Raw genomic sequence first — 25023 nt, 5'->3', positions numbered from 1 at the left:
ATTCCTCGGGTGCGCCTTCCCGCAATGGTCGTCGGCCCCTTCGGCGAATATGTGAGAAGGGTTGACGAACCCCCGCCCACCTGTTGTTCACATCCTTCGGGGCAGGGCGTCCAAGTCCCGTAACCATGGTGCGGTTTAAGATTTCGTCAGCAGTTCGGCCGGGTTCTGAACGCGCTTGACTCCACGGCCCGCAGGACGGAGTCTTTGCTGGTGTTCGAGGGTCGCTCGAGGAACGGGGTGAGCGGCCGGGACGAACCGAAATCCAACGGGACGGGCGCCCAGTGATCGCCCGTTCGGCAGAGGCGTGAGGAACACGCGACGGGGATGCGGGGGCATCGGCCCCAGGGCACGCACTCGCGTCGCCGTGTCCTCGAGTGAGAAGAGCCAGAGCGATCATCCGGTGATCGGGTTGCTGGGCCGTGGATCACCACTGTGGGGGTGATCGCGCTGGGTTCTTTTGAGCACAGTTCATTGAAGGGGGAGCTCAATGGCGCGGAGCCGCCATCGTCGGCCGGGGGGAATTCGAGAACCGGGCGCGCGGCAGCGAGCCGTGACGTCGACAGCGGTGCCGGTGCTCCCCGGCGCCGACGACCCGGAGCGCGCGGGGAAGCCCCCTGCCCGCTGTCGAACAACTGGTTGCCGCCGCACGACTTGAGTTCACGCTGCGCAACGACGCGCCGCAGGCCCCGGTGACAGACGCGGTGGATGCCGCCACCGGTCAGCCCCGCGCCTCCGGCAGCGGCAGGGACACCCGTGCGGGGTTCTTTGCCTCATCGGCCCCGCGTTCCTCGCCGCGCCGACGCCACTCGACTCCCGCACACCGTTTTGAGCTTCTGGAGCTTTCGTGACCGACCGTCAAGTCTCTTCCGCTGTTGAGTCATCAGCCGGGACGCCGCGACCCCTGACCACCTTCTCCGCGCTGTTCGAGGCGCGGGTGGCCGAGGGGCCGGGGTCGCTGGGCGTGGAGTCGGCTGTCCACGCGTGGTCCTATGGGGAGTTGAATGAGCGTGCGAACCGTGTCGCGCACTGGCTGATCGGCCGCGGCGTGGGTCCTGAGCGGTTGGTGGCGGTGGCGATGCCGCGCTCGGCCGAACAGGTCGCGGTGGTGCTCGGGGTGCTGAAGGCGGGCGCGGCGTACCTGCCGGTCGATCTGCACTACCCCAAGGACCGGATCGCGTACATGGTCGGGGACGCGGCGCCCGCGGTGGTCCTGACCACCCAGGACGCGGCGGGAGTGCTGCCGTCGGGCCTGGGCGCGGACGTCGTGGCGGTCGACGCGCCGGAGACGGTGACCGCCTGGGCGGCCGCCGCTGCCACGAACCCCGCCGACGCCGACCGCGTGGCTCCGCTGCGAGCTGCGGACGCCGCGTACGTCATCTACACCTCGGGTTCGACGGGACGCCCCAAGGGCGTGACGGTCACCCACAGCGGGTTCGCCGCGCTGCGCACCGCCATGCTCGAGGGCCTGGGCGTGGAGCCCGGCTCACGGGTGCTGCAATTCGCCTCGCCGAGTTTCGACGCGGCGGTGTGGGAGCTGGTGATGGCGCTGACCACGGGCGCGGCCCTGGTGCTGCCCGCGCAGGAGCGCCTGGTCGGTGACGACCTCGCGCAGACCCTGGCCGAGCGTTCCGTGACGCACGCCACACTGCCGCCGAGCGTGCTCACCACCCTCCCGGCGGGCAGTTCGGCGGCGCTCACGGAGCTGCGGCTCGTCGTGGTCGCCGGTGAGGCCTGCCCGCCCGCCCTGGTCGCCGAGTGGGGCAGGGGCCGCCGGTTCGTCAACGCCTACGGCCCCACCGAGACCACCGTCTGCGCCACGTTCAGCAAGCCCCTGTCCGAGGGCGGTGCCCCCATCGGCACGCGGATCACGGACACGCGCGTGCACGTCCTCGACGACCGTCTCGCCCCCGTGGCCGAGGGCGAGGCCGGTGAGCTGTACGTGTCGGGCCCGAGCCTGGCCCGCGGCTACCTGGGCCGCTACGCGCTGAGCAGCACCCGCTTCGTGGCCGACCCCTTCGACGCCGCGGGCGGCCGGATGTACCGGACCGGTGACGTGGTGCGGGTGGGCGCCGCCGGCGAGCTGGAGTACCTGGGGCGCAGTGACGACCAGGTGAAGGTGCGCGGGCTGCGCATCGAGACCGGTGAGGTGGAGGCCGCCCTCGCCGCGCACCCGCGGGTGCGGCAGGCCGTCGTCGTCGCCCACGAGGCCGACGGCCGCGGCAAGCAGCTGGTCGGGTACGTCGTCGCGGTGCCCGACGAGGAGTCCCACGAGGCCGAGCGCGGCAGCGGCACCGGGCACCTGGCGCTGGCCGCCGGGTTCGGCGCGGCCGAACTGCGGGCGTTCGCGGCGGCGCGGCTCCCGGAGTTCATGGTGCCCGGTGTGGTGATGGTGATCGACGAGGTGCCGCTGACGCCGAACGGCAAGGTCGACAAGAAGGCGCTGCCGGAGCCCGAGTTCCGCGGCGCGGCCTACCGTGCGCCCGGCACCCACGTCGAGGAGGTCCTCGCCGAGGCCTTCGCGGAGGTGCTCTCGGCCGGCCGGGTCGGCGTCGACGACGACTTCCTGGCCCTCGGCGGCGACAGCATCCAGTCGCTCCAGGTCGTCTCGCGGGCCCGCGCCCGCGGTGTCGAGGTCAGCTCCCGGCAGGTCTTCCAGTACCGCACGGTGGCGGCGCTCGCCGAGGCGGTCGCCGACTCGCAGGGCCAGGACGTCGTGGTGCTCGACGAACTCGACGGCGGCGGCGTCGGCTTCCTGCCGCACCTGCCCGTCACCCGCTTCCTGATGGAGCGCGGCCCCGGCTTCGACCGCTTCCTCCAGGCCATGGTCCTGGAGCTGCCCGAAGGCATCGAGCAGGCTCAGCTCGCCGCCACCCTCGGCGCCGTGGTCGAGCGGCACGACCTGCTGCGCGCCCGCCTCACCGAGGCCGACGGCGGCGGACTCGTCGTCGGCGCCCCGGACTCCGTGGACGCCGCCGGCCTCATACGCCACGTCACCTGTGACGCCTTCTGGGACGCACAAGGCGCACATAACGAACAGGGCGAGGCCTGGCGCACGCTGCTGCTCGCCGAACTCGACGCCGCGGCCGGACGCCTCGACCCGGCGGCGGGCGCGGTCGCGCAGTTCGTGTGGTTCGACGCGGGCCCCGAGCGGGCCGGGCGCCTGCTCGTCGCCCTGCACCACCTCGTCGTCGACGGCGTGTCCTGGCGCATCCTGATGCCGGACCTCGCCACCGCCTGGCGCCAGGTCCGCGAAGGCCGCAGCCCCGAACTCGCCCCCGTCGGCACCTCCGTACGCCGCTGGGCGCACGCCCTGGTCGAGGAGGCGGGCCGTCCCGAGCGCACCGCGGAGCTGGATCTGTGGCGCGCGGTCGTCGAGGGCCCGGACCCGGTGCTCGGCGCGCGCCGCCTGGACCCGGCCGTGGACGTGGTCGCCACCCTGTCCGAGACCCGGGTGCAGCTCCCGGCGGACGTCACCGAGACGCTCCTGACCACGCTGCCCGCCGCCTTCCACGGCGGTGTCAACGACGGGCTCCTGGCCGCCCTCGCCCTCGCCGTCACCAAGTGGCGGGCCGCGCGCGGCGTCGACGAGGCGTCCTCGCTCATCCGCCTGGAGGGCCACGGCCGCGAGGAAGCAGCCGCCCCCGGAGCCGACCTGTCCCGCACGGTCGGCTGGTTCACCAGCGTCTTCCCCGTCCGCCTGGACGTCACGGGAACCGACCTGGAGGACGCCTTCGCCGGCGGCGCGGCAGCGGGCACGGTCGTCAAGACCGTCAAGGAGCAGCTCCTCGCCCTGCCCGACAAGGGCATCGGCTACGGCCTGCTGCGCCACCTCAACCCCGAGACCGCCGCCGTCCTGGAGCGGCACGGCAGCGGGCAGATCTCCTTCAACTACCTGGGCCGGTTCTCAGCAGGCGCCGACATGCCCGCGGACCTGCGCGGCCTCGGCTTCACCCAGGACGCGGGCGTCGCCGAGCTGGCCGAGCTGGACGCCGGACACGACCCGCGGATGCCCGCGCACGCCGAGCTGGACATCAACGCCCACGTCACCGACACCCCCGAAGGCCCCCGCCTCGGCGCCCTGTTCACCGCCCCCGAGGGCATCCTCCCGGCCGCGGACGTGCAGGAGCTCGCCGACCTGTGGGTGCAGGCCCTGCGCGGCCTCGCCCGGCACGCCGAGCAGCCCGGCGCGGGCGGCCTGACGCCCTCCGACGTGCCGCTGGTGACGGTGGCCCAGGCCGACATCGACGAGTGGCAGCAGCGCTACCCGGGCCTCTCCGACATCTGGCCGGTCTCGCCGCTGCAACTCGGTCTCCTCGTGCACTCGATGATGTCGCGCGAGACCGGCGCCGAGTTCGACGCCTACCAGGTCCAGTACGTGCTGAAGCTCTCGGGCCCCGTGGACCACGCCCGGCTGCGCACCGCAGCCCAGGCCGTCCTCGACCGGCACCCCGTGCTGCGCACCGCCTACGTCCCCGGCCCCGACGGCGAACTCATCCAGCTCGTCGTCGACGGCGTCGAGGTGCCCTGGCAGTACCTCGACCTCAGCAGCCTCGGCGAGGCCATGCGGGACTCGGCGTACGAGCAGTTCCTCGCCGGCGACCTCAAGGTGCACTTCGACCCGGTCACGCCGCCGATGCTGCGCATGTCGCTGCTCACCCTGGCCGCCGACCGCCACGAGCTGGTCCTCACCTCCCACCACACCCACTTCGACGGCTGGTCCCTGCCCCTGCTCACCCGCGACCTGCTGCGCCTGTACGCCACCGAGGGCGACGCCTCGGCCCTGCCGCGGGCCCGCAGCTACCGCGAGTACCTGGCCTGGCTGGCCCAGCAGGACCCCCAGGAGTCGGCGGACGTGTGGGCGCGGGAGCTCACGGGCCTCAAGGAGCCGACCCTGGTCGCGCCCGACGCCGACCCGGACGCCGACAGCGCGGGCATCGGACAGGTCGACGTCCCGCTGCCCGCCGACGACGCCCGCGAGCTGCCGCGCCGCGCCGCCGAGGTGGGCGTCACCCTGAACACCCTGGTGCAGGGCGCCTGGGGCGTCGTGCTCAGCCGTCTGAGCGACCGGCAGGACGTGGTGCTCGCCGCCACGGTCGCCGGACGTCCCGCCACGCTGCCCGGCGGCGACTCCATCGTCGGCATGTTCCTCAACACCCTCCCGGTGCGCGTGCCCTACGCGCCCGGTGACAGCGTCGCCCAGATGCTGACGGGCCTTCAGGAGCGGCAGGCGACGCTGTTCGAGCACCACCACCACGGTCTCGCCGAGATCCAGCGCGCCGCCGGACTCCCGGCCCTGTTCGACAGCCTCATCGGCTTCGAGTCGTTCCCCCTGGACCGCGAGGGCATCGGCGAGGCGAGCGCGGCGGCCGGCATCACCGTCACCGGCATCAGGTCCTTCACCGCGAGCCACTTCCCGGTCGCCGTGTTCGTCTACCCCGACGGCGCCTACCTGCGCCTGAGCCTCCAGTACCAGCACCACCTCTTCAGCCGCGAGCAGGCGCAGGAGATGGCGGACCTGTACGGCCGCGTGCTCCAGCAGGTCGCCGCCGACCCGGGGATGCGCCTCAGCGACATGGCCGCCGAGCCCGCAGGGCAGCAGGCACTCGCGGGCCTCGCGGCGGACGAGGTCCCGGAGGTTCCCGAGCACACCCTCGGGGAGCTGTTCGCGCGGCAGGTGGCCCAGACCCCCGACGCCGTCGCCATCGTCTTCGACGGCACGGAACTGACGTACCGTCAACTCGATGAGCGCTCCAACCGCCTCGCCCACGTGCTGCGCGAGCGCGGCGTGGCGCAGGACGCCATGGTCGGAGTGGCGCTCAAGCGCTCCGCCGAGTACATCGTGACCGTCACCGCGATCCTCAAGGCGGGCGGCGCCTACCTGCCGATCGACCCCGACTACCCCGCCGAGCGCCTGCGGTTCATGCTCGGCGACGCCGCGCCGGCCGTCCTCGTCACCGACGAGCGGATCGCCCCGCAACTGCCGGAAGGCGACTGGCCGCTGCTCGTCCTCGACGACAGCGCGACCCTCGCCACCCTCGCCGAGGCCGCCACCGGGCCGGTGCCGGACACCGCGGGCCACCCCGGGCAGCTCGCCTGCGCCTTCTACACCTCCGGCTCGACCGGCCTGCCCAAGGGCGTCGGCGTCAGCCACCGCGGTGTCGCCGCGTTCGTCGTGGACCGCCGCTTCCGGGGCGGGGCGCACACCCGGGTACTCCAGCAGGCCCCGCTGGCCTTCGACGCCTCCACCTACGAGATGTGGGTACCGCTGCTCAGCGGCGGCACCGTCGTGGTGGCACCGCAGGGACACCTGGACGCCCCCGCCCTCGCCAAGCTCGTCCAGGAGCAGCAGCTCACCGGGCTCTTCGTGACCTCCGCCCTGTTCCGGGTCATAGCCGAGGAGCAGCCGGACGCCTTCGCGGGCCTGAAGGAGGTCTGGACCGGGGGCGAGGTGGTCTCCCCGACCGCCGTACGCCGGGTCCTGCGCGCCTGCCCTGGCATCACCGTCTACGACGTGTACGGGCCGACGGAGACCACCTCGTACGCCACCTGCCGCCCGATGACCCGCGCCGAGGACGTGACCGAGCCGATCCCGATCGGCCGGGCCATGGACAACATGGGCGCCCACGTCCTCGACGACCGCATGAACCCGGTCGGACCGGGCGTCGCCGGTGAGCTGTACCTGACCGGCGCCGGCCTCGCCCGCGGCTACCTCGGACGGTTCCCGCTGACCTCCGAGCGCTTCGTGGCCAGCCCGTTCGGCGAGCCCGGCGAGCGGATGTACCGCACCGGCGACGTCGTCGCCTGGACCGAGGACGGCGAGCTGGCCTTCCAGGGCCGCGCCGACACCCAGGTCAAGATCCGCGGCTTCCGCATCGAGCCCGGCGAGACCGAGGCCGTCCTGGAGAAGCACTCCGGGGTGTCGCAGGCCGTGGTCCTCCCGCACGAGAGCGCCCCGGGCCAGGGCATGCAGCTGGTGGCGTACGTCGTACCGGTCAAGGCCGACGGCGGCGACACCGGTGCCGGGGCCCTGTCGGTCGAGGAGCTGCGCACCTTCGCGTCGCAGACCCTGCCCGAGTACATGGTCCCCGCGGTGTTCATGCCCCTCGACGAGCTGCCCCTGACGGCCAACGGCAAGGTCGACAAGGCCAGGCTGCCCGAGCCCGAGTCCACGGGCCGCGCCTATGTGGCACCCACCACCACCCAGGAGAAGCAGCTGTGCGAGCTGATCGCGCAGCTACTGAAGGTCGAGCGGGTCGGCATGAGCGACGACTTCTTCGAACTGGGCGGTGACTCCCTGCTCGCCACCCGCCTCACCAGCAGGATCAGCAAGACCTTTGGGGCCAGCGTGCCCATCCGAGCGGTCTTCAAGGCCAACGACATCGCCGATCTGGCGCGCACGGTGAAGAACGCATCGGCTGCAAGCCGCCCTGCCCTGCGCAAGATGAACAGGAGTGCCAAGTAATGATCCCGTTGTCCTTCGCACAGCAGCGACTGTGGTTCATCGACAAGTTCGAGGGTCCGTCCGCGACGTACAACGTCCCCTTCCTCATCCGGCTCACGGGTGAACTGGACGTCGAGGCGCTCGTCCGGGCGGTCCGCGACGTGATCACGCGGCACGAGAGCCTGCGCACCCTCATCGTGGAGAACGCCGACGGCGTCCCCGCCCAGCACGTGCTCCCCGACGAGGACGTCCGCCTGGACATCCCGCTGTTCGAGGTGGGCGAGGACCAGCTGGACGAGGCGATCAAGAAGGCCGCCAACTACGCGATCACGCTGTCCGAGGAGATCCCGGTCCGCGGCACCCTGTTCCGCGTCAGCGAGCAGGAGCACCAGCTGCTGCTCCTGATCCACCACATAGCCAGCGACGGCGAGTCCATCGAGCCGCTCTCCCGCGACCTGGCCACCGCCTACACCGCCCGCGTCCGCGGCGACGCCCCGGACTGGGAGGAACTCCCGGTCCAGTACGTCGACTACACCATGTGGCAGCGCGAGCTGCTCGGCGACGAGGACGACCCCGACAGCGTCCTGTCCGCGCAGCTCGACTACTGGCGCGACGAGCTGACCGGCGTGCCGCAGCCGATGCGCCTGTCCACCGACCGCCCGCGCCCCCCGGCCGCGAGCCGCAACGGCGACGGCTTCGGCCTCACCCTCGACGACGCCCTGCTCACCAAGGTCGAGAACCTGGCCAAGCGCGCCGAGGTCACCACGCCGATGGTGTTCCAGGCCGCGCTCGCGGTGCTGCTCCAGCAGCTCGGCGCCGGTGAGGACATCGCGATCGGCTCCACCATCGCGGGCCGCACCGACGACGACCTCGCCGAGCTGGTCGGCTTCTTCGTCAACACCTGGGTCCTGCGCGCCGACCTGGCGGGGACACCGTCCTTCGAGCAGCTCCTCGCCCAGGTGCAGCACAAGGCCCTGACGGCGTACGACAACCAGGACGCGCCCTTCGAGCGCCTGGTGGAGATCCTCAACCCGGAGCGCTCCACCGCCTACCACCCGCTGTTCCAGGTGATGTTCACCTGGGAGACCCGCGGCTGGATCGAGTTCGACCTGCCGGGCGTCAAGGCGCACTTCGGCCCGATGGCGACGCCCACGGCCAAGTTCGACCTGGAGTTCAACTTCTTCAACGACCCCGACGAACCGGGTCTGCTGATCTTCCTCGAGTACGCCACCGACCTGTTCGACCGGTCCACGATCGAGGCCGTCATGGCCCGCTTCGTGCGCCTCATCGAGCAGCTCGCCGAGCAGCCGGACCGCCCCGTCGCGCTGACGGACGTCCTGGAGGCGGACGAGCGCGAACTCGTCCTGCGCGGCTTCAACGACACCGCGGCGGCGACGCCCGAGCTGACCGTCGCCGGTCTTCTCCAGAGGCAGGTCGCCGCGACGCCGGACGCGACCGCCGTGCTCTTCGACGACCTGGAGCTGACGTACGCCGAGCTCGACGCGCGGGCCGAGCGCCTCGCGCGGGAGCTCGTCGGCCGCGGCGCGGGCCCCGAGACGATCGTGGGCCTGGCGCTGCCGCGCTCCGCCGACCTGATCGTCGGCATGCTGGGCATCCTCAGGACCGGCGCGGCCTATCTGCCGATCGACCCCAAGTACCCGAGCACCCGCCTCGACTACATCCTGTCCGACGCGCGCCCCCAGCTCGTGCTGACCAGTGCCGACACCGCGGGCGTGCTGCCCGCGTCGGACGTGCCGCACCTGTACGTCGAGGACGTCGACTTCGACGCTCCCGGCCCGGACGTGTCGCTCGCCGCGGTGCGGCCCGCGAACGCCGCGTACGTGATGTACACCTCGGGTTCCACGGGTCTGCCCAAGGGCGTGACCATCACCCACCGCGACGTGGTCAACGGCGTCCTCCGCCTCGCCGACTCGGTGGGCATCAGTGCCGGGACCCGGATGCTCGCGGGCACCTCGGTCAACTTCGACGTCTCCGTCTTCGAGACCATCACCTGCCTCACCGTCGGCGGCACCCTCGAGGTCGTCCGCGACGTCCTGGTGATTGGGGAGCGCGGCGGCTGGAGCGGTGGCGTCATCAGCACCGTGCCGTCGGTGTTCGCCGAACTCCTCGACCAGGTCGGCGGCAAGATCGAGGCCGAGGCGGTCGTCTTCGCGGGCGAGGCCCTGCCCGCGTCGCTCGTGGAGCGCGTACGCGCCGTCATCCCCGGCGTGCGCGTGGTGAACGCCTACGGTCAGACCGAGTCGTTCTACGCCACCACCTTCACCGCCGACGAGACGTGGACCGGTACGGCCAGTGCGCCGATCGGTTCCCCGCTGGGCAACATGCGCACCTACGTCCTCGGTGCGGGCCTGAAGCCCGTGCCCGTCGGTGTCGTGGGTGAGCTGTATGTGGCGGGCAATGTGGCGCGCGGCTACTTCGGCCGGTCCCGGCTGACCGCCGAGCGTTTCGTGGCCGACCCTTACGGTCCGGTCGGATCGCGGATGTACCGTACCGGTGACCTGGCGCGGTGGACGTCGGACGGTGTCCTGGAGTATGTGGGCCGTGACGACGCGCAGGTCAAGGTGCGCGGCTTCCGCATCGAGCCCGGTGAGGTGGAGGCGGCGCTGACCGCGCACCCGGGTGTGGCGCAGGCCGTCGTGGTCACCCACCAGGGGCGCGGGTCCACCCAGCTCGTCGGCTACGTCGTGCCGCAGGGCGCGGGCGACGCGGGCCTCGGCACCGTCGAGAGCCTCGGCGACCTCGAAGTCGACCTGACCGCCACCGTCTCGTCCCGTGAGCTGCGGAAGTTCGTGTCCGGCAGGCTGCCCGAGTTCATGGTGCCGTCGCTGTTCGTGATGCTGGACCGGCTGCCGCTCGCGCCCAACGGCAAGCTGGACCGCAGGGCGCTGCCCGAGCCGGAGTTCACCGGCACCGCCTACCGTGCCCCGCGCACCCCGGCCGAGGAGGTCCTGGCCGGGGTGTACGCGGAGGTCCTGGGTCTGGACCGGGTCGGTATCGACGACGACTTCTTCGCCGTCGGCGGTGACTCCATCCGCTCCATCCAGGTCGTCTCCCGCGCCCGCGCACAGGGCGTCGAGGTGACCCCGCGCCAGATCTTCGAGCACCGCACCGTCGCCGACCTGGCGGAGACCGCCGTCAGCGCAGGCCAGGCCCGCGTGGTCCTGGAGGAGCTGGAGGGCGGCGGCGCCGGGTTCATGCCACTGCTGCCCGTCGGCCACTACCTGATGGACATCGGCACCGGCCTGAACCGGTTCACCATGTCGATGACCGTCGACCTGCCCGTCGGCATCGACGAGGCCGGGCTCACCGCGACGCTCTCGGCGGTCTTCGACCACCACGACATGCTGCGCTCCCGCCTGGTCACAGGACAGGAGACCGGCCTCGAGGTGACCGCGCCGGGCACCGTCGACGTCGCCTCCCTGATCCACCGCGTGACCTGGACCGAAGCCTGGGACACGGGCTGGCGCGAGCGGGCCGCCGCCGAACTGGACGCCGCCACCGACCGCCTGGACGCCGAAGCCGGCGTCATGGCGCAGTTCGTGTGGTTCGACGCGGGCACCGAGAACGCGGGCCGCCTCGTCATCTCCCTGCACCACTTCGCCGTCGACGGCGTGTCCTGGCGCATCCTGCTGCCCGACCTCACCGAGGCCTGGAAGCAGATCCGCGACGGCCGCACCCCCGACCTGGAGCCCGTCGGCACCTCCGCACGGCGCTGGTCCCACGCGCTGGTGGAGCAGGCCAAGTCCGCCGACCGCGCCGCGGAACTCGCGCTGTGGCGCTCCATCGTCGCCGGGCCCGACCCCGTACTCGGCAGCCGGCCCCTCAACCCGGCCGTCGACACCATCGCCACCGTCGAGTACGTCCACATGGACCTGCCAGAGACGGCCACCGAGGCGCTCCTCACCAGCCTGCCCGCCGCCTACCGCGGCGGCGTCAACGACGGGCTCCTCGCCGCGCTCGCGCTCGCCGTCGCCAAGTGGCGCAAGCAGCGCGGCATCGCCGAGAGCGAGGCGTCCTCGCTGCTGCTGCGCCTCGAAGGCCACGGCCGTGAGGAAGCCGCCGCGCCCGGCGCCGACCTGTCCCGCACCGTCGGCTGGTTCACCAGCATGTTCCCCGTACGCCTCGGCGTCGCGGGCATCGACATCGACGACGCACTCGACGGCGGCGCCGCGGCCGGCGCGGCGGTGAAGGCCGTCAAGGAGCAACTCCTCGCCGTCCCCGACAAGGGCATCGGCTACGGCCTCCTGCGCTACCTCAACCCGCAGACCAGCGAGATCCTGAAGCGGTACGCCACCGGCCAGGTGTCCTTCAACTACCTCGGCCGCTACGCCGGTTCGGCCAACATGCCGGAGAACCTCCGCGGCCTCGGCTTCAACCAGACCGAGGGCACCACCGAACTCCTCGCGGACCCCGACGGCTCCATGCCGGCCCTCGCCGCGCTGAACGTCAGCGCCTACGTCACCGACAGCGAGCAGGGCCCCCGCCTCGCCACCCGCCTCGACTTCCCCTCGGGCCTGTTCACCCGGGCCGAGGTGGAGGAGCTCGCCGCGCTGTGGCGCACCGCCCTCGAAGGCCTCGCCAAGCACGCCGCGCAGCCGGACGCGGGCGGCCTCACGCCGTCCGACGTACCGCTCGTGCAGGTCACCCAGAACCAGCTCGACGGCTGGGAGCAGACGTACGACGGCCTCGCCGACGTCTGGCCGCTCACCTCGATGCAGAACGGCCTGCTCTTCCACGCCGAGCTGGCGGGCGCCACCTTCGACGCCTACCAGATGCAGTTCGTCTTCCACCTCACCGGTGCCGTCGAGCCGCCCCGGATGCGCGCGGCCGGACAGGCACTGCTCGACCGCTACCCGAACCTGCGGGCCGCGTTCGTCACCGACGACGCCGGCGACCGGGTGCAGATCGTCCAGAGCGCCGTCGAACTGCCCTGGCACGAGCACGACTTGAGCGCCCTGGCCGACAGCGCCCGGCAGGAGCAGCTCGCGCAGCTCCTGGACACCGAGCACCACACCCACTTCGACCTGGCCGACGCGCCCCTGGTGCGCCTGACGCTGATCAACCTGGGCGAGGACAAGTGGGACCTGGTCTTCACCGCCCACCACGTCCTCTTCGACGGCTGGTCGGTGCCGCTGCTCATCCAGGACCTGCTGCGCCTGTACGGCTCCGCCGGTGACGCCTCGGGCCTCGGCCGTGCCCGCACCTACCGCGACTTCCTGACCTGGCTCTCCCGCCAGGACCGGCAGGCCGCGGTGGACGCCTGGGCGCGGGAGCTCGACGGCGTCGACGAGCCCACGCTCCTGGTGCCCGCGGGCACCGAGGGCACGGAGGCCGAGCCCAGCGGCGTCGGCCAGGTCGACGTGCCGCTCACCTCCGAGCAGTCCCGTGCCCTCTCCCGGCGCGCGGGCGAACTCGGCCTGACCCTCAACACCCTGGTCCAGGGCGCCTGGGCGCTCCTCCTCGGGGGCCTCACGGGCCGCCAGGACGTGGTCTTCGGCGCCACCGTCTCCGGCCGCCCCCCGCAGGTCGCGGGCGTGGACGAGATGGTCGGCATGTTCATCAACACCCTGCCGGTACGGGTGAAGTGCGCCGCGGGCCAGTCCCTCGGCGAGGTGCTCGGCGAGCTCCAGGAACGCCAGAGCGCGCTCCTCGACCACCACCACCACGGCCTCCTGGACCTGCACCAGGCCACCGGTCTGCGCACGCTCTTCGACACCATGGTGGTCTTCGAGTCGTACCCGATCGACAGCGCCGCCCTCAGCGAGGCGTACTCGGCCGCCGGTATCGCGGTGACCGGCATCAGCCCGATGAGCAGCACCCACTACCCGCTGGTGGTGATGGCCTTCGCCGAGCCGCACCTGAAGGTCAGCCTCCAGCACCAGCACCACCTGCTCGACCGCGAGCGGGCGCAGGAGATCGCCACCCGCTTCGGCCACGTCCTCGCGCAGCTCGCCATGGACACCGAGGTGCGCGCCGGGTCCCTCGACCTGCTCGCGCCCGAGGAGCGCCACCAGCTCACCGCCGGGGTCAACGACACCGCGGCGGCCACGCCCGACCTGACCGTCCCCGGTCTGTTCGAGCGGCAGGCGGCGGCGACCCCGGACAAGGTCGCGGTGACCTTCGGCCAGGTCTCGTACACGTACGCGCAGCTCGACGCCCGCGCGAACCGCCTCGCCCGCGACCTGGCGGGACGCGGGGTCGGCCCGGAGACCGTGGTGGGCCTCGCGCTGCCGCGCTCCGCCGACCTCGTCACCGGCATGCTCGGCATTCTCAAGGCGGGCGGCGCCTACCTGCCGATCGACCCGAAGTACCCGAGCACGCGCCTCGACCACATCCTGGCGAGCGCCGCGCCGCAGCTCGTCCTCACCGACGCCGACACCGTGGGCGTACTGCCCGGGACGGACGTCCCGACGCTGTTCCTCGGCGACGTGGACCTGGAGAGCGCCGACGGCGGCAACCTGCCGGTGGCGGAGCTGCGCCCGGAGCACGCCGCGTACGTGATGTACACCTCCGGCTCCACCGGCACCCCGAAGGGCGTGGTGATCAGCCACGCGAACGTCGTCAACGGCGTGACGCGGCTCGCCGACCGGGTGGGCATCGACGCCGACACGCGGATGTTCGCAGGAACGTCCATCAACTTCGACGTGTCGGTCTTCGAGACCGTCACCACGCTGGCGCACGGCGGCACCGTCGAGGTCGTCAGGGACGCCCTCGTGCTCGCCGAGCGCGAGTCGGTGTCGGCGTCCGTCATCAGCACGGTGCCCTCCGTCTTCGCCGAGCTCGGCGACCGCATGGCCGCCATCTCCGGCCTGGAGACGGTCGTCTTCGCCGGTGAGGCGCTGCCCGCGACGCTCGTGCACCGCATCCGCACGGCGCTGCCCGAGGTCCGCATCGTCAACGCCTACGGCCAGACCGAGTCCTTCTACGCCACCACCTTCGCCGTGCGGGCGGGCCAGGAGTGGCAGGCCACCGGCACCACGGACAACACCCCGATCGGTGTGCCGCTCGGGAACATGCGCACCTACATCCTCGGCCCGGGCCTCGCACCCGTACCGCCGGGCGTCGTGGGGGAGCTGTACGTCGGGGGCAACATCGCCCGCGGCTACCTGGGCAACGCCGCGCTGACCGCCGAGCGCTTCGTGGCCGACCCGCACGGCCCCGCGGGGTCCCGGATGTACCGCACCGGCGACCTGGCGCGCTGGAACGCCGACGGGCAGATCGAGTACGCGGGCCGCGACGACGACCAGGTCAAGATCCGCGGTGTCCGGGTCGAGCCCGCCGAGGTCGAGCGGGCCCTCGCCACGCACCCGGGCGTCGCCCAGTCCGTGGTCGTCGCCCAGAGCGGCGTGGGCTCAGGTGACAAGCAGCTCGTGGCCTACGTCGTTCCCGACCTGGACGGTCTGGAGGACACCGAGCAGGCCGAGCAGCAGGTCGACGAGTGGGAGAAGATCTACGACCAGGTCTACTCGGGCGAGAGCGTCGAGTGGGGCGAGAACTTCTTCGGCTGGAACTCCAGCTACGACGGACTGCCCATCGAGCTGGACGAGATGCGGCACTGGCGGGACGCGGCGGTCGAGCAGATCATCCGCTGGAAGCCGCGCCAGGTCCTCGAACTCGGTGTCGGCTCGGGTCTGCTGATGGCGCACGCCCTGCCGCACGTCGAGCACTACTGGGCCAGCGACCTCTCCTCCGCCGTCATCGAGCGGCTGACCCGCGAGGCCGAGCAGGCCGGGTTCGCCGACAAGGTGACGCTGCGGCACGCGCAGGCCGAAGACGTCACCGGCCTGCCCAAGGGCCACTTCGACGTCATCGTCCTCAACTCGGTGATCCAGTACTTCCCGCACGCCGAATACCTCGACCAGGTGCTCGCGCAGGCCTTCGAGCTGCTCTCCGACGGCGGCCGGATCGTGGTCGGCGACGTCCGCAACGCGGCGACGCTGCCGCTGTTCAGCACGGGCGTGCAGTACACCCAGCACCCCGCGTCCACCCCGACGGAGGCCGGCGCGGCCATCGCCAGGGCCGTCCTCACCGAGCCCGAACTGGTCCTCGACCCCGAGTGGTTCACGCAGTGGGCCGAGCGGCACGGCGCGGCAGGCGCGGACATCCGCCTCAAGCTGGGCGCGGCGCACAACGAGCTGACCCGGCACCGCTACGAAGTCGTCCTGCACAAGCAGGCCGCCGACCAGAGCGACCTCGCCGAGGTGCCGCAGCTGGCCTGGGGCCGCGACGCCCACGCCCTGGCCGACCTGGTGCAGCCGTGCGCCGCCCAGGGTGGTCCGGTCCGTGTCACGGGCATCCCCAACGCCCGCCTGACCGGTGAGCTGGAACTCGCCGTGGGCGCCGGGGTCCTGGAGGCCCCCGCGGCGGGCGGCCCCGCCCTCGACCCGCAGGACGTGCACGACTGGGCCGCCGCGCGCGGCTGGAGCGTCCTCATGACGTGGTCGGCGTCGGCCGCCGAGTGCTTCGACGCGCTGGTGCTCACCGACGGCCCCCTCGGCGCACGGCAGTTCACGGGCACGTACCTGCCCTCGGGCCGCAGTGACCGGCTCCTCGCGAACGCCCCCGCGGCGGCCGCACGGATCGGCGGCCTCGTCGGCTCGCTGCGCGGCTACCTCCAGGAGCGGCTGCCCGCACACCTGGTGCCGGCCGCGGTCGTGGCGATCGCGTCCCTGCCCCTCGCGGCGAACGGCAAGCTGGACCGGCGGGCCCTGCCCGCGCCGGACTTCGCGGGACAGGCCGCGGGGCGGGCGCCGCGCACCGCGCAGGAAGAGCTGCTGTGCGAGCTGTTCGCCGAGGTCCTCGACCTGGAGCGGGTCGGCATCGACGACGACTTCTTCACCCTCGGCGGACACTCGCTGCTCGCCACCAAGCTCATCAGCCGCATCCGCTCCGCCCTCGGCGCCGAGGTCGAACTGCGGACCCTGTTCTCGCACCCGACGGTCGCCGGCATCGTGCCGCACCTGGACGGCAGCGCCCTCACCCGCATACCCCTGGTCCGCGCCGAGGCACGCCCCGAGCGGCTGCCGCTGTCGCACGCCCAGCAGCGGCTGTGGTTCCTGCACAAGTTCGAGGGCCCGTCCGCGACGTACAACATGCCGTTCGTCCTGCGCCTCAGCGGTGACCTGGACGTGGCCGCCCTGGAAGCCTCGCTCAACGACGTGATCACGCGCCACGAGTCGCTGCGCACCGCCTACCCCGAGGTCGACGGCAAGCCGTACCAGAACATCCTCGACCCCGAGGAGGTCCGCATCCACCTGGCCGTGGAGCCGGTGGCGAGCGGGGACGGCCTGGAAGCGGCGATCAGGGCCACGGCCCGCCACACCTTCGACCTGGCCGCGGAGATGCCGCTCAAGGCGTGGCTGTTCGGCACGGAACCCGGCGAGTTCGTCCTGGCCATGGTCGTCCACCACATCGCGGCGGACGGCTGGTCCGCCGCGCCCCTCGCGCAGGACCTGGCCACCGCCTACACCGCCCGCGCCGGGGGCGCGGCCCCCGCCTGGGAGCCGCTGCCCGTGCAGTACGCGGACTACACCCTGTGGCAGCACGAGCTCCTCGGCGACGACAACGACCCGGACAGCCTGTTCGGCAAGCAGTACGCGTACTGGGCCAAGCACCTGGCGGGGCTGCCCGAGCAGTGCACCATCCCCAGCGACCGGCCGCGTCCGGCGGTGCTGAACTACGACGGCGACCTGCTCCAGTTCACGCTGCCCGCCGCGCTGCACGAGGGCGTCGCGGAGATGGCCCGCGCCTCGGGGGCGACGCCGTTCATGGTGCTCCAGGCGACGATGGCGGCGCTCCTGACCCGGATGGGCGCGGGCACCGACGTGGCGATCGGCAGCGGTATCGCGGGACGTACCGACGACAGCCTCCAGGACCTGATCGGCCTGTTCGTGAACACCCTGGTGATGCGCACGGACACCTCGGGCGACCCGACGTTCGCGGAGCTCCTCGGACAGGTGCGCAAGGCCAGCCTGGCCGCGTACACCCACCAGGACATCCCGTTCGAGACGCTGGTGGAGAAGCTGAACCCGAAGCGGTCGGCGTCGGTGCACCCGCTGTTCCAGATCGCCCTCGTGCTCCAGAACAACGAGGAGGCCGAGTTCGAGCTGCCCGGCCTGCGGGTGCGCGGTGAGGGCGTGGGCACGGGCACGGCCCGCTACGACCTGATGCTCAGCCTCAGCGAGACGTTCACCGACCGCACGTCGCCCGCCGGCATCTCGGTGGTCGCGGAGTACTCCACGGAGCTGTTCGACGCCTCCACGATCGAGACGCTCATCGCGCGCTGGGAGCAGCTCCTCACCACGGCGGTCACCTACCCCACCCAGCGCATCAGCACCGCCGACCTGCTGACCGCGCAGGAGCGGCGCGAACTGCTCCTCGCCGAGGCACAGCAGTCGGAGCCCACCGTCGACGTCGCCACGTTCCCCGCGCTGTTCGCGGCCCGGGTACGCCAGGCACCGGGCGCGCTCGCGGTGGAGTCGGTCGACCAGGCCTGGTCGTACGAGGAGCTCGACGCGCGGGCGAACCGCGTCGCGCACTGGCTGATCGCCCGGGGCATCGGCCCGGAGCAGCCGGTGGGCGTGTCGATGCCGCGCTCGGCCGAACAGGTCGCGGTGGCCCTCGGCATCCTCAAGGCCGGCGCGGCCTATCTGCCCATCGCCCTCGACTACCCCGCCGACCGCATCACCTACATGGTCGAGGACTCGCGCCCCGAGGTGGTCTTCACGACCGCGTCGGCGGCCGGGGACCTGCCCGCGGGCCTGCCGACGCGCCTGGTCGCCATCGACGACCCGGCGTTCGCACAGGACCTCCAGGGCCTGCCGCACACCGACCCCGTCACCGGCCTGCGCGCGGACAACCCGGCGTACGTCATCTACACCTCCGGTTCGACGGGCCGCCCCAAGGGCGTGAGCGTCACCCACACCGGTCTGGCCGCGCTGAGCGCCACGCACACGGCGCACTTCGACCTGGACAGCACCGCACGCGTGCTCCAGCAGGCCTCGCCGAGCTTCGACGCCGCGTTCTGGGAGCTGGTGATGGCGCTCACCACGGGCGCCGCGATCATCGTGCCCACGCAGCAGAAGGTCGCGGGCGAGGACCTCGCCGACACCCTGGCCACCCGCGGCGTCACCCATGTGACGGTGCCGCCGAGCGTGGTGGGCACCATGCCCGCGGGCTCCGCGCAGCGCCTGACCGACCTGCGGGTCCTCACCGTCGCCGGTGAGGCGTGCCCGCCGGCCCTGGCGGCGGAGTGGTCGCCGGGCCGCAAGCTCATCAACGCCTACGGCCCCACCGAGACCACGGTGTGCGCCACCGCGAGCACCCCGCTGACGGCCGAGCGCGCCCCCATCGGCACGGCCATCACCGACGCCCGGCTCTACATCCTCGACGAGCGCCTGGCCCCGGTCCCGCCGGGCACACCGGGTGAGCTGTACGTGGCGGGGCCGAGCCTGGCCCGCGGCTACGTCGGCCGGTCCGCCCAGACGTCCGGCACGTTCATGGCCGACCCCTACGGCCCGGCGGGTACGCGCATGTACCGCACCGGTGACGTGGTGCGCCGCGGCAACGACGGGCAGCTCGAGTACCTGGGCCGCAGCGACGACCAGGTCAAGGTCCGCGGTTTCCGCATCGAGCCCGGCGAGATCGAGAAGGCCCTCGCCGAGCACCACGGCGTCGCCCAGGCCGTCGTCCTGACCCGCAAGGTCAGAGGCAGCACCCAGCTGGTCGGCTACGTGGTGCCCACGGGCAACCGGGACGCGGGAGCCGACGACGACTTCGACCTCACCACGGGTGTCTCCGTGGACGGGCTGCGCAAGTTCGCCACCGGCCGCCTGCCGGAGTTCATGGTGCCCTCGGTGTTCGTCCTGATCGACGAGCTGCCGCTGACGCCGAACGGCAAGCTGGACAAGGCCGCGCTGCCCGAGCCGGAGGTGAGCGGCGGCGAGTACCGGGCGCCGCGCACCGCGGAGGAGCAGATCCTGGCCGCGGTGTTCGCCGAGGTCCTCGGCGTGGAGCAGGTCGGTGTCGACGACGACTTCTTCGCCGTCGGCGGTGACTCCATCCGCTCCATCCAGGTGGTCTCGCGCGCCAAGGCACAGGGCATCGAGGTCACCCCGCGGCAGATCTTCGAGCACCGCACGGTCGCCGACCTCGCCGAGTCCGCCCGCGCCAGCAGCGGGAACACGGTCGTCCTCGAGGAGCTGGAGGGCGGCGGCGTCGGCACCATGCCGCTCCTGCCCGTGGCCCGCTACATCACCGAACTGGGCGGCGGCTACGACCGGTTCACCATGTCGATGGTCCTCGAACTGCCCGTCGGCATCGAGGCGCGGGAGCTGACGGCGACGCTGACCGCGGTCGTCGACCACCACGACATGCTGCGCGCGCGTCTGATCACGGGCGCCGAGCCGGGCCTGATGGCCCCCGAGCCGAGTCTGGAGGTCGGCGAGCCGGGCACGGTCGACGTGGCCGCGCTCATCCGCCGCATCTCCTGCGACGGCACCTGGGACCAGGACCGCTGGCGCGAGCAGGCCCGCGCCGAGCTCGACACGGCCGCGGGCGAACTGGACCCGAGGGCCGGTCGGATGGCCAGGTTCGTGTGGTGCGACGCGGGCCCCGAGCAGGCCGGACGCCTGCTGGTGGTCCTGCACCACCTGGTCGTGGACGGCGTGTCCTGGCGGATCCTGCTGCCCGACCTGGCCGAGGCCTGGGAGCAGGTCCGCGCGGGCCGCACCCCGGCCCTGGCACCGGTGGCCACCTCCGCGCGGCAGTGGGCGCACGCCCTCACCGAGGAGGCGGCACGCCCCGAGCGGGTGGCGGAGCTGGAGCTGTGGCGCACGGTGGTCGAGGGCCCCGACCCGGTCATCGGCTCGCGTCCCTTCGACGCCGCGCTCGATCTGCGCTCCACGGTGCGGACCCTGCGGGTGCAGCTGCCGGTGGCGGCCACCGAGACGCTCCTGACCACGCTGCCCGCCGCGTTCCACGGCGGCGTCAACGACGGCCTGCTCACCGGGCTCGCCGTGGCCGTCGCCAAGTGGCGCAGGGCCCGCGGCGTGCCCGAGCACGAGGCGTCCTCGACGCTGCTCCGCCTCGAGGGCCACGGCCGTGAGGAGACGGCGGCACCCGGCGCGGACCTGTCCCGCACGGTGGGCTGGTTCACCAGCATGTTCCCCGTCCGCCTCGACGTGGGCGGCTTCGACCTGGAGGAGGCGTTCACCGGCGGCCGGTCCGCGGGCGGTGTGGTCAAGGCGGTCAAGGAGCAGCTGAACGCGATCCCCGACAAGGGCATCGGCTACGGCATGCTGCGCTACCTCAACCCCGAGACCGCGAAGGTCCTCGCGACCCACGCCATCGGGCAGATCTCCTTCAACTACCTGGGCCGCTTCGGCGCGGACACCAAGCCGCAGCACACGGACGGGACGGGCTGGACGATCGCCGCGGACGCGGAGGGGCTGTCCCCCGAGCTGGACGCGGACATGCCGGCGATCGCCCCGATCGAGATCAACTCCTATGTCCTCGACGGTGAGCAGGGCCCGCAGCTCAGCGCCGAGATCGGCTACCCGGCCGGTCTGCTCACCGAGGAGGAGGCCCAGGAGCTCGCCGACCTGTGGGGCACCGCCCTCCAGGGCCTGGCCCGGCACGCCGCCGCGCCCGGCGCGGGCGGTCTGACGCCTTCGGACGTCCCGCTGGTCCGGGTGGGCCAGCGCGACCTGGAGGCGTGGGAGGAGAGCTACCCCGGTCTGAACGACGTGTGGCCGCTCACCCCGGCCCAATCCGGCATCCTCTTCCACAGCGTGATGGCGGAGTCGTCCTTCGACGCCTACCAGATCCAGCTCGTCCTGCACCTGTCGGGCACCGTGGTCCCCGAGCGCATGCGCGTCGCGGGCCAGGCACTGCTCGGCCGCTACCCGAACATGGCGACCGCGTTCGTGACCAACGCCGCAGGCGAGCAGGTCCAGCTCGTCCTGGACCACGTCGAACTGCCCTGGCAGACCGTCGACCTGCGCGACCTCGACGAGGAGCGGCGCAGTGAGGAGCTGGAGAAGCTCCTCGCGGCCGACCACCGCGCGCACTTCGACCCGGCGAACCCGCCGATGCTGCGCATGACCCTGGTCCAGATGGACCCCGACCACTCCGAGCTGGTCCTGACCGTCAACCACGCCCTGTACGACGGCTGGTCGCTCGCGCACCTCATGCGCGACCTGATCCTGCTGTACGAGGCCGAGGGCGACGCGTCCGGCCTGCCGCGGGTGCGTTCCTACCGTGACTTCCTGGCCTGGCTCGCGGAGCAGGACCACGACGAGGCGGTGCGGGTCTGGGGCGAGGAGCTGGCGGGCGTCACCGAGCCGACCATGCTGGCCTCCGTCGCCGCCACCGAACAGGGCGGCGGACTCGGCCAGCTGGAGCTCCCGCTGGCCGCGGAGACCTCACGGGCGCTCACCCGCAGGGCCGGTGAGCTGGGCATCACCCTCAACACCCTCATCCAGGGCGTGTGGGGCGTGCTGCTCGGCAACCTCACCGGGCGTGAGGACGTGGTGTTCGGCACCACCGTCGCGGGCCGGCCGCCGCAGCTGCCGGGCGCCGACGACATGGTGGGTCTGTTCATCAACAGCCTCCCGGTGCGCGTGCGCTACTCGGCGAAGGAGACCCTGGCGCAGGTCCTCGTGCGCCTCCAGGAGCACCAGACCGTGCTGATGGACCACCACCACCACAGCCTCAGCGAGATCCACGAGGCCGTCGGCCTGGGCAACCTGTACGACTCGATGGTGATCCTGGAGTCCTTCCCGGTCGACCGCGAGGGACTCACCGAGGCCCACACGTCGGCGGGCGTCACCGTCACCGGCATCCGCATGCTCAGCGGCACGCACTACCCGCTGATGCTGGCGGGCACCGCCGACCCGAACCTGCGCCTGGGCCTCCAGTACCAGGACAACATGTTCACGGCCGCCGAGATCGAGCGGATCGGTGCCCGGCTCGGACGCGTGCTCCAGCAGCTCGCCGACGACCCGAACACGCCGCTCGCCGCTCTCGACGTCCTGGACGAGGACGAGCGCGACCTGGTCCTGAACCGCTTCAACGACACGGCGACCGAGGTGCACGGCGAGACCGTGATCGGCCTGTTCGAGGAGCAGGCCGCGCGCACCCCGGAGGCCACCGCGGTGGTCTGCGACGACGAGCGGCTGACCTACGCGGAGGTGAACGAGCGCGCCAACCGGCTCGCCCGCCACCTGCGCACGCGGGGCGTGGGCGCCGACACCCTGGCGGCCGTGGTCCTGCCGCGCACCCCGCAGCTGGTGGTGGCGATCCTGGCGGTCCTCAAGACCGGCGCCGCCTACGTGCCGATCGACCCGGGCTACCCCGGCACGCGCCTGGAGCACATCCTGGCCACCGCCGAACCCCGCCTGATCATCACGGACGGCACCGCGGCCGCGGTCCTGCCCCGGCGGACGGCCGCCGAGCGACTGCTGCTCGACGACCTCGGCGCGGACGTCTCCGCACAGCCTGCGGGCAACCTCGGCGCGACCGAGCGCACCCGCAAGCTGCTGGCCGACGACCTGCTCTACCAGGTGTACACCTCGGGTTCCACGGGCCTGCCCAAGGGCGTGAGCATCACCCACGCCAACCTGGTCAACGCCCTGGACGGCCTGGTCGAGCACGTAGGCGTGGAGCCGGGCTGGCGGATGCTGACCAGTACCTCGATCGGTTTCGACGTCGCCGCGTTCGAGCTGTTCTCCACGCTCACCACGGGCGGCAGCGTCGAGATCGTGCGCGATGTGCTCGCCCTGGCCGAGCGGGACAGCTGGGAGGTGGACGTGATCAGCTCGGTGCCTTCCGCCTTCGCGGAACTCGTCGATCAGCTCGGTGACCGGGTGCAGCCGAAGTCGCTCGTGTTCGCCGGTGAGGCCTTGACGCCGTCTTTGGTGGAGCGGATCAGGGCGAACTGGCCCGAGGCACGCATCGTCAACGGCTATGGGCCCAGTGAGACGTTCTATGTGACGGCTCACGGTCTGGACGCCGAACGCGTATACACCTCGGGTGTGCCGATCGGTCGTCCGCTGGGGAACCTGCGGGCCTACATCCTGGGCCCGGGTCTGACCCCGGCGGCTCCGGGTGCGGACGGTGAGCTGTACATGGCCGGTGCGGGTGTGGGCCGCGGCTATCACAACCGTCCGGCGCTGACCGCCGAACGCTTCGTCGCCGACCCGTTCGGCCCGGCGGGTGCGCGGATGTACCGCACGGGTGACCTGGCCCGCTGGGATGCGCGTGGTGAGCTGGAGTATGTGGGGCGTGCGGACTCGCAGGTGAAGATCCGCGGGTTCCGTATCGAGCCGGGCGAGGTGGAGGCGGCGGTGGCCGCGCACCCGGAGGTGGCCCAGGCGGCGGTCGTCGCGCGGTCCAGCGCGGGCAGCAAGCAGCTCGTCGCCTATGTGGTCCCGGCGCCGGATGCCGGGGAGGTGACCACGAGTGGCCTGCGGGAGTTTGTGGCGGGGAGGCTGCCGGAGTTCATGGTGCCGGCTGCGTTCGTGGTCCTTGAGCGGCTGCCGCTGTCGCCCAACGGCAAGCTGGACCAGCGGGCGCTCCCGGCGCCGGAGTTGACGGGGTCGGCGGTTTATCGGGCGCCGCGTTCGCCGCAGGAAGAGGTTCTTGCGGGGTTGTTCGCGGATGTGCTCGGGGTGGAGAGGGTCGGTATCGACGACAATTTCTTCGACCTGGGTGGACATTCACTGCGGGCGACGCGTCTGGTGAGTCGTATCCGTACGGTCCTGATGCTCGACGTGCCGATGCGGATCGTCTTCCAGGCCCCGACCGTCGCCGGACTGGCCGAGCACCTCACCGGCGGCGACACCGGTGGCCACACCGACCCGTTCGGTGTGGTGCTGCCCCTGAAGACCGGCGGCAGCAAGGCCCCTGTCTGGTTCATCCACCCCGGCATCGGCCTGTCCTGGTCCTACCTCGGCATGGCGGTCCAGCTCGGCGACCGGCCCGTGCACGCCATCCAGGCGCGCGGCTGGGACGGCACGTCGGTGCCCGCGACCTTCGACGAGATGGTCAAGGACTACGTGGAGCAGATCCTCGGCGTACAGCAGGAAGGGCCGTTCCACTTCGTCGGCCACTCCATGGGCGGCACGCTCTCCCAGGCCGTCGCCGCCGAACTCCAGGCGCGCGGCCACGAAGTACCGCTGGTCGCCATCCTGGACGCCGTCCCCGCGGCGGTGTTCGCGGAGAAGGACGTGGTCCTCGACCCGACGGAGGCACGCGAGTTCCTCAGCGGCTATCTGCCGGGCGGCGGGGACGAGGCCGAGCGGCAGGCCCTGATCCACAACGGGTCCTCGCTGATGGTCGAACACGTCCGTCTCGTCAGGGAGTACACCCAGCCCGTCTACCGGGGCGAGGTGGCGTTCTTCAACGCGACCGTCAACTCGGAACCGTCGGCGGAGATGTGGGATCCCTACGTGCAGGGCAGTGTTCGGTCGTACGACATCGAAGCCACCCACTTCGGCATGACGGGGCCGAAGCACACGGCTGAGATCTGCGACGTCATCAACCGTTACCTCAAGGCCTAG

2 protein-coding genes are annotated in these 25023 nt (G+C 72.2%); both read left to right on the top strand.

Annotated elements, in window-relative coordinates; all coding sequences use genetic code 11:
• The first annotated feature begins 844 nt into the window (after nt 1-844).
• A complete protein-coding gene (locus tag ACH4DX_RS07410; RefSeq protein WP_398154371.1) occupies nt 845-7462 on the top strand; it encodes an amino acid adenylation domain-containing protein in 6618 nt (2205 codons plus the stop codon).
• A complete protein-coding gene (locus ACH4DX_RS07405; protein WP_398154370.1) occupies nt 7462-25023 on the top strand; it encodes an amino acid adenylation domain-containing protein in 17562 nt (5853 codons plus the stop codon). Before ACH4DX_RS07410 ends, ACH4DX_RS07405 begins: the two co-directional genes overlap by 1 nt.

The organism is Streptomyces sp. NPDC017940 (assembly GCF_044328435.1).
Lineage (GTDB): Bacteria > Actinomycetota > Actinomycetes > Streptomycetales > Streptomycetaceae > Streptomyces.
Note: the sequence above shows the minus strand (reverse complement) of the source record. Positions and strands in the feature narration are given on the sequence as shown.

Bases quoted from the DNA above. Each gene is read 5' to 3' on its own strand.
- ACH4DX_RS07405 (WP_398154370.1), top strand. From the start codon at position 7,462: ATGATCCCGTTGTCCTTCGCACAGCAGCGACTGTGGTTCATCGACAAG.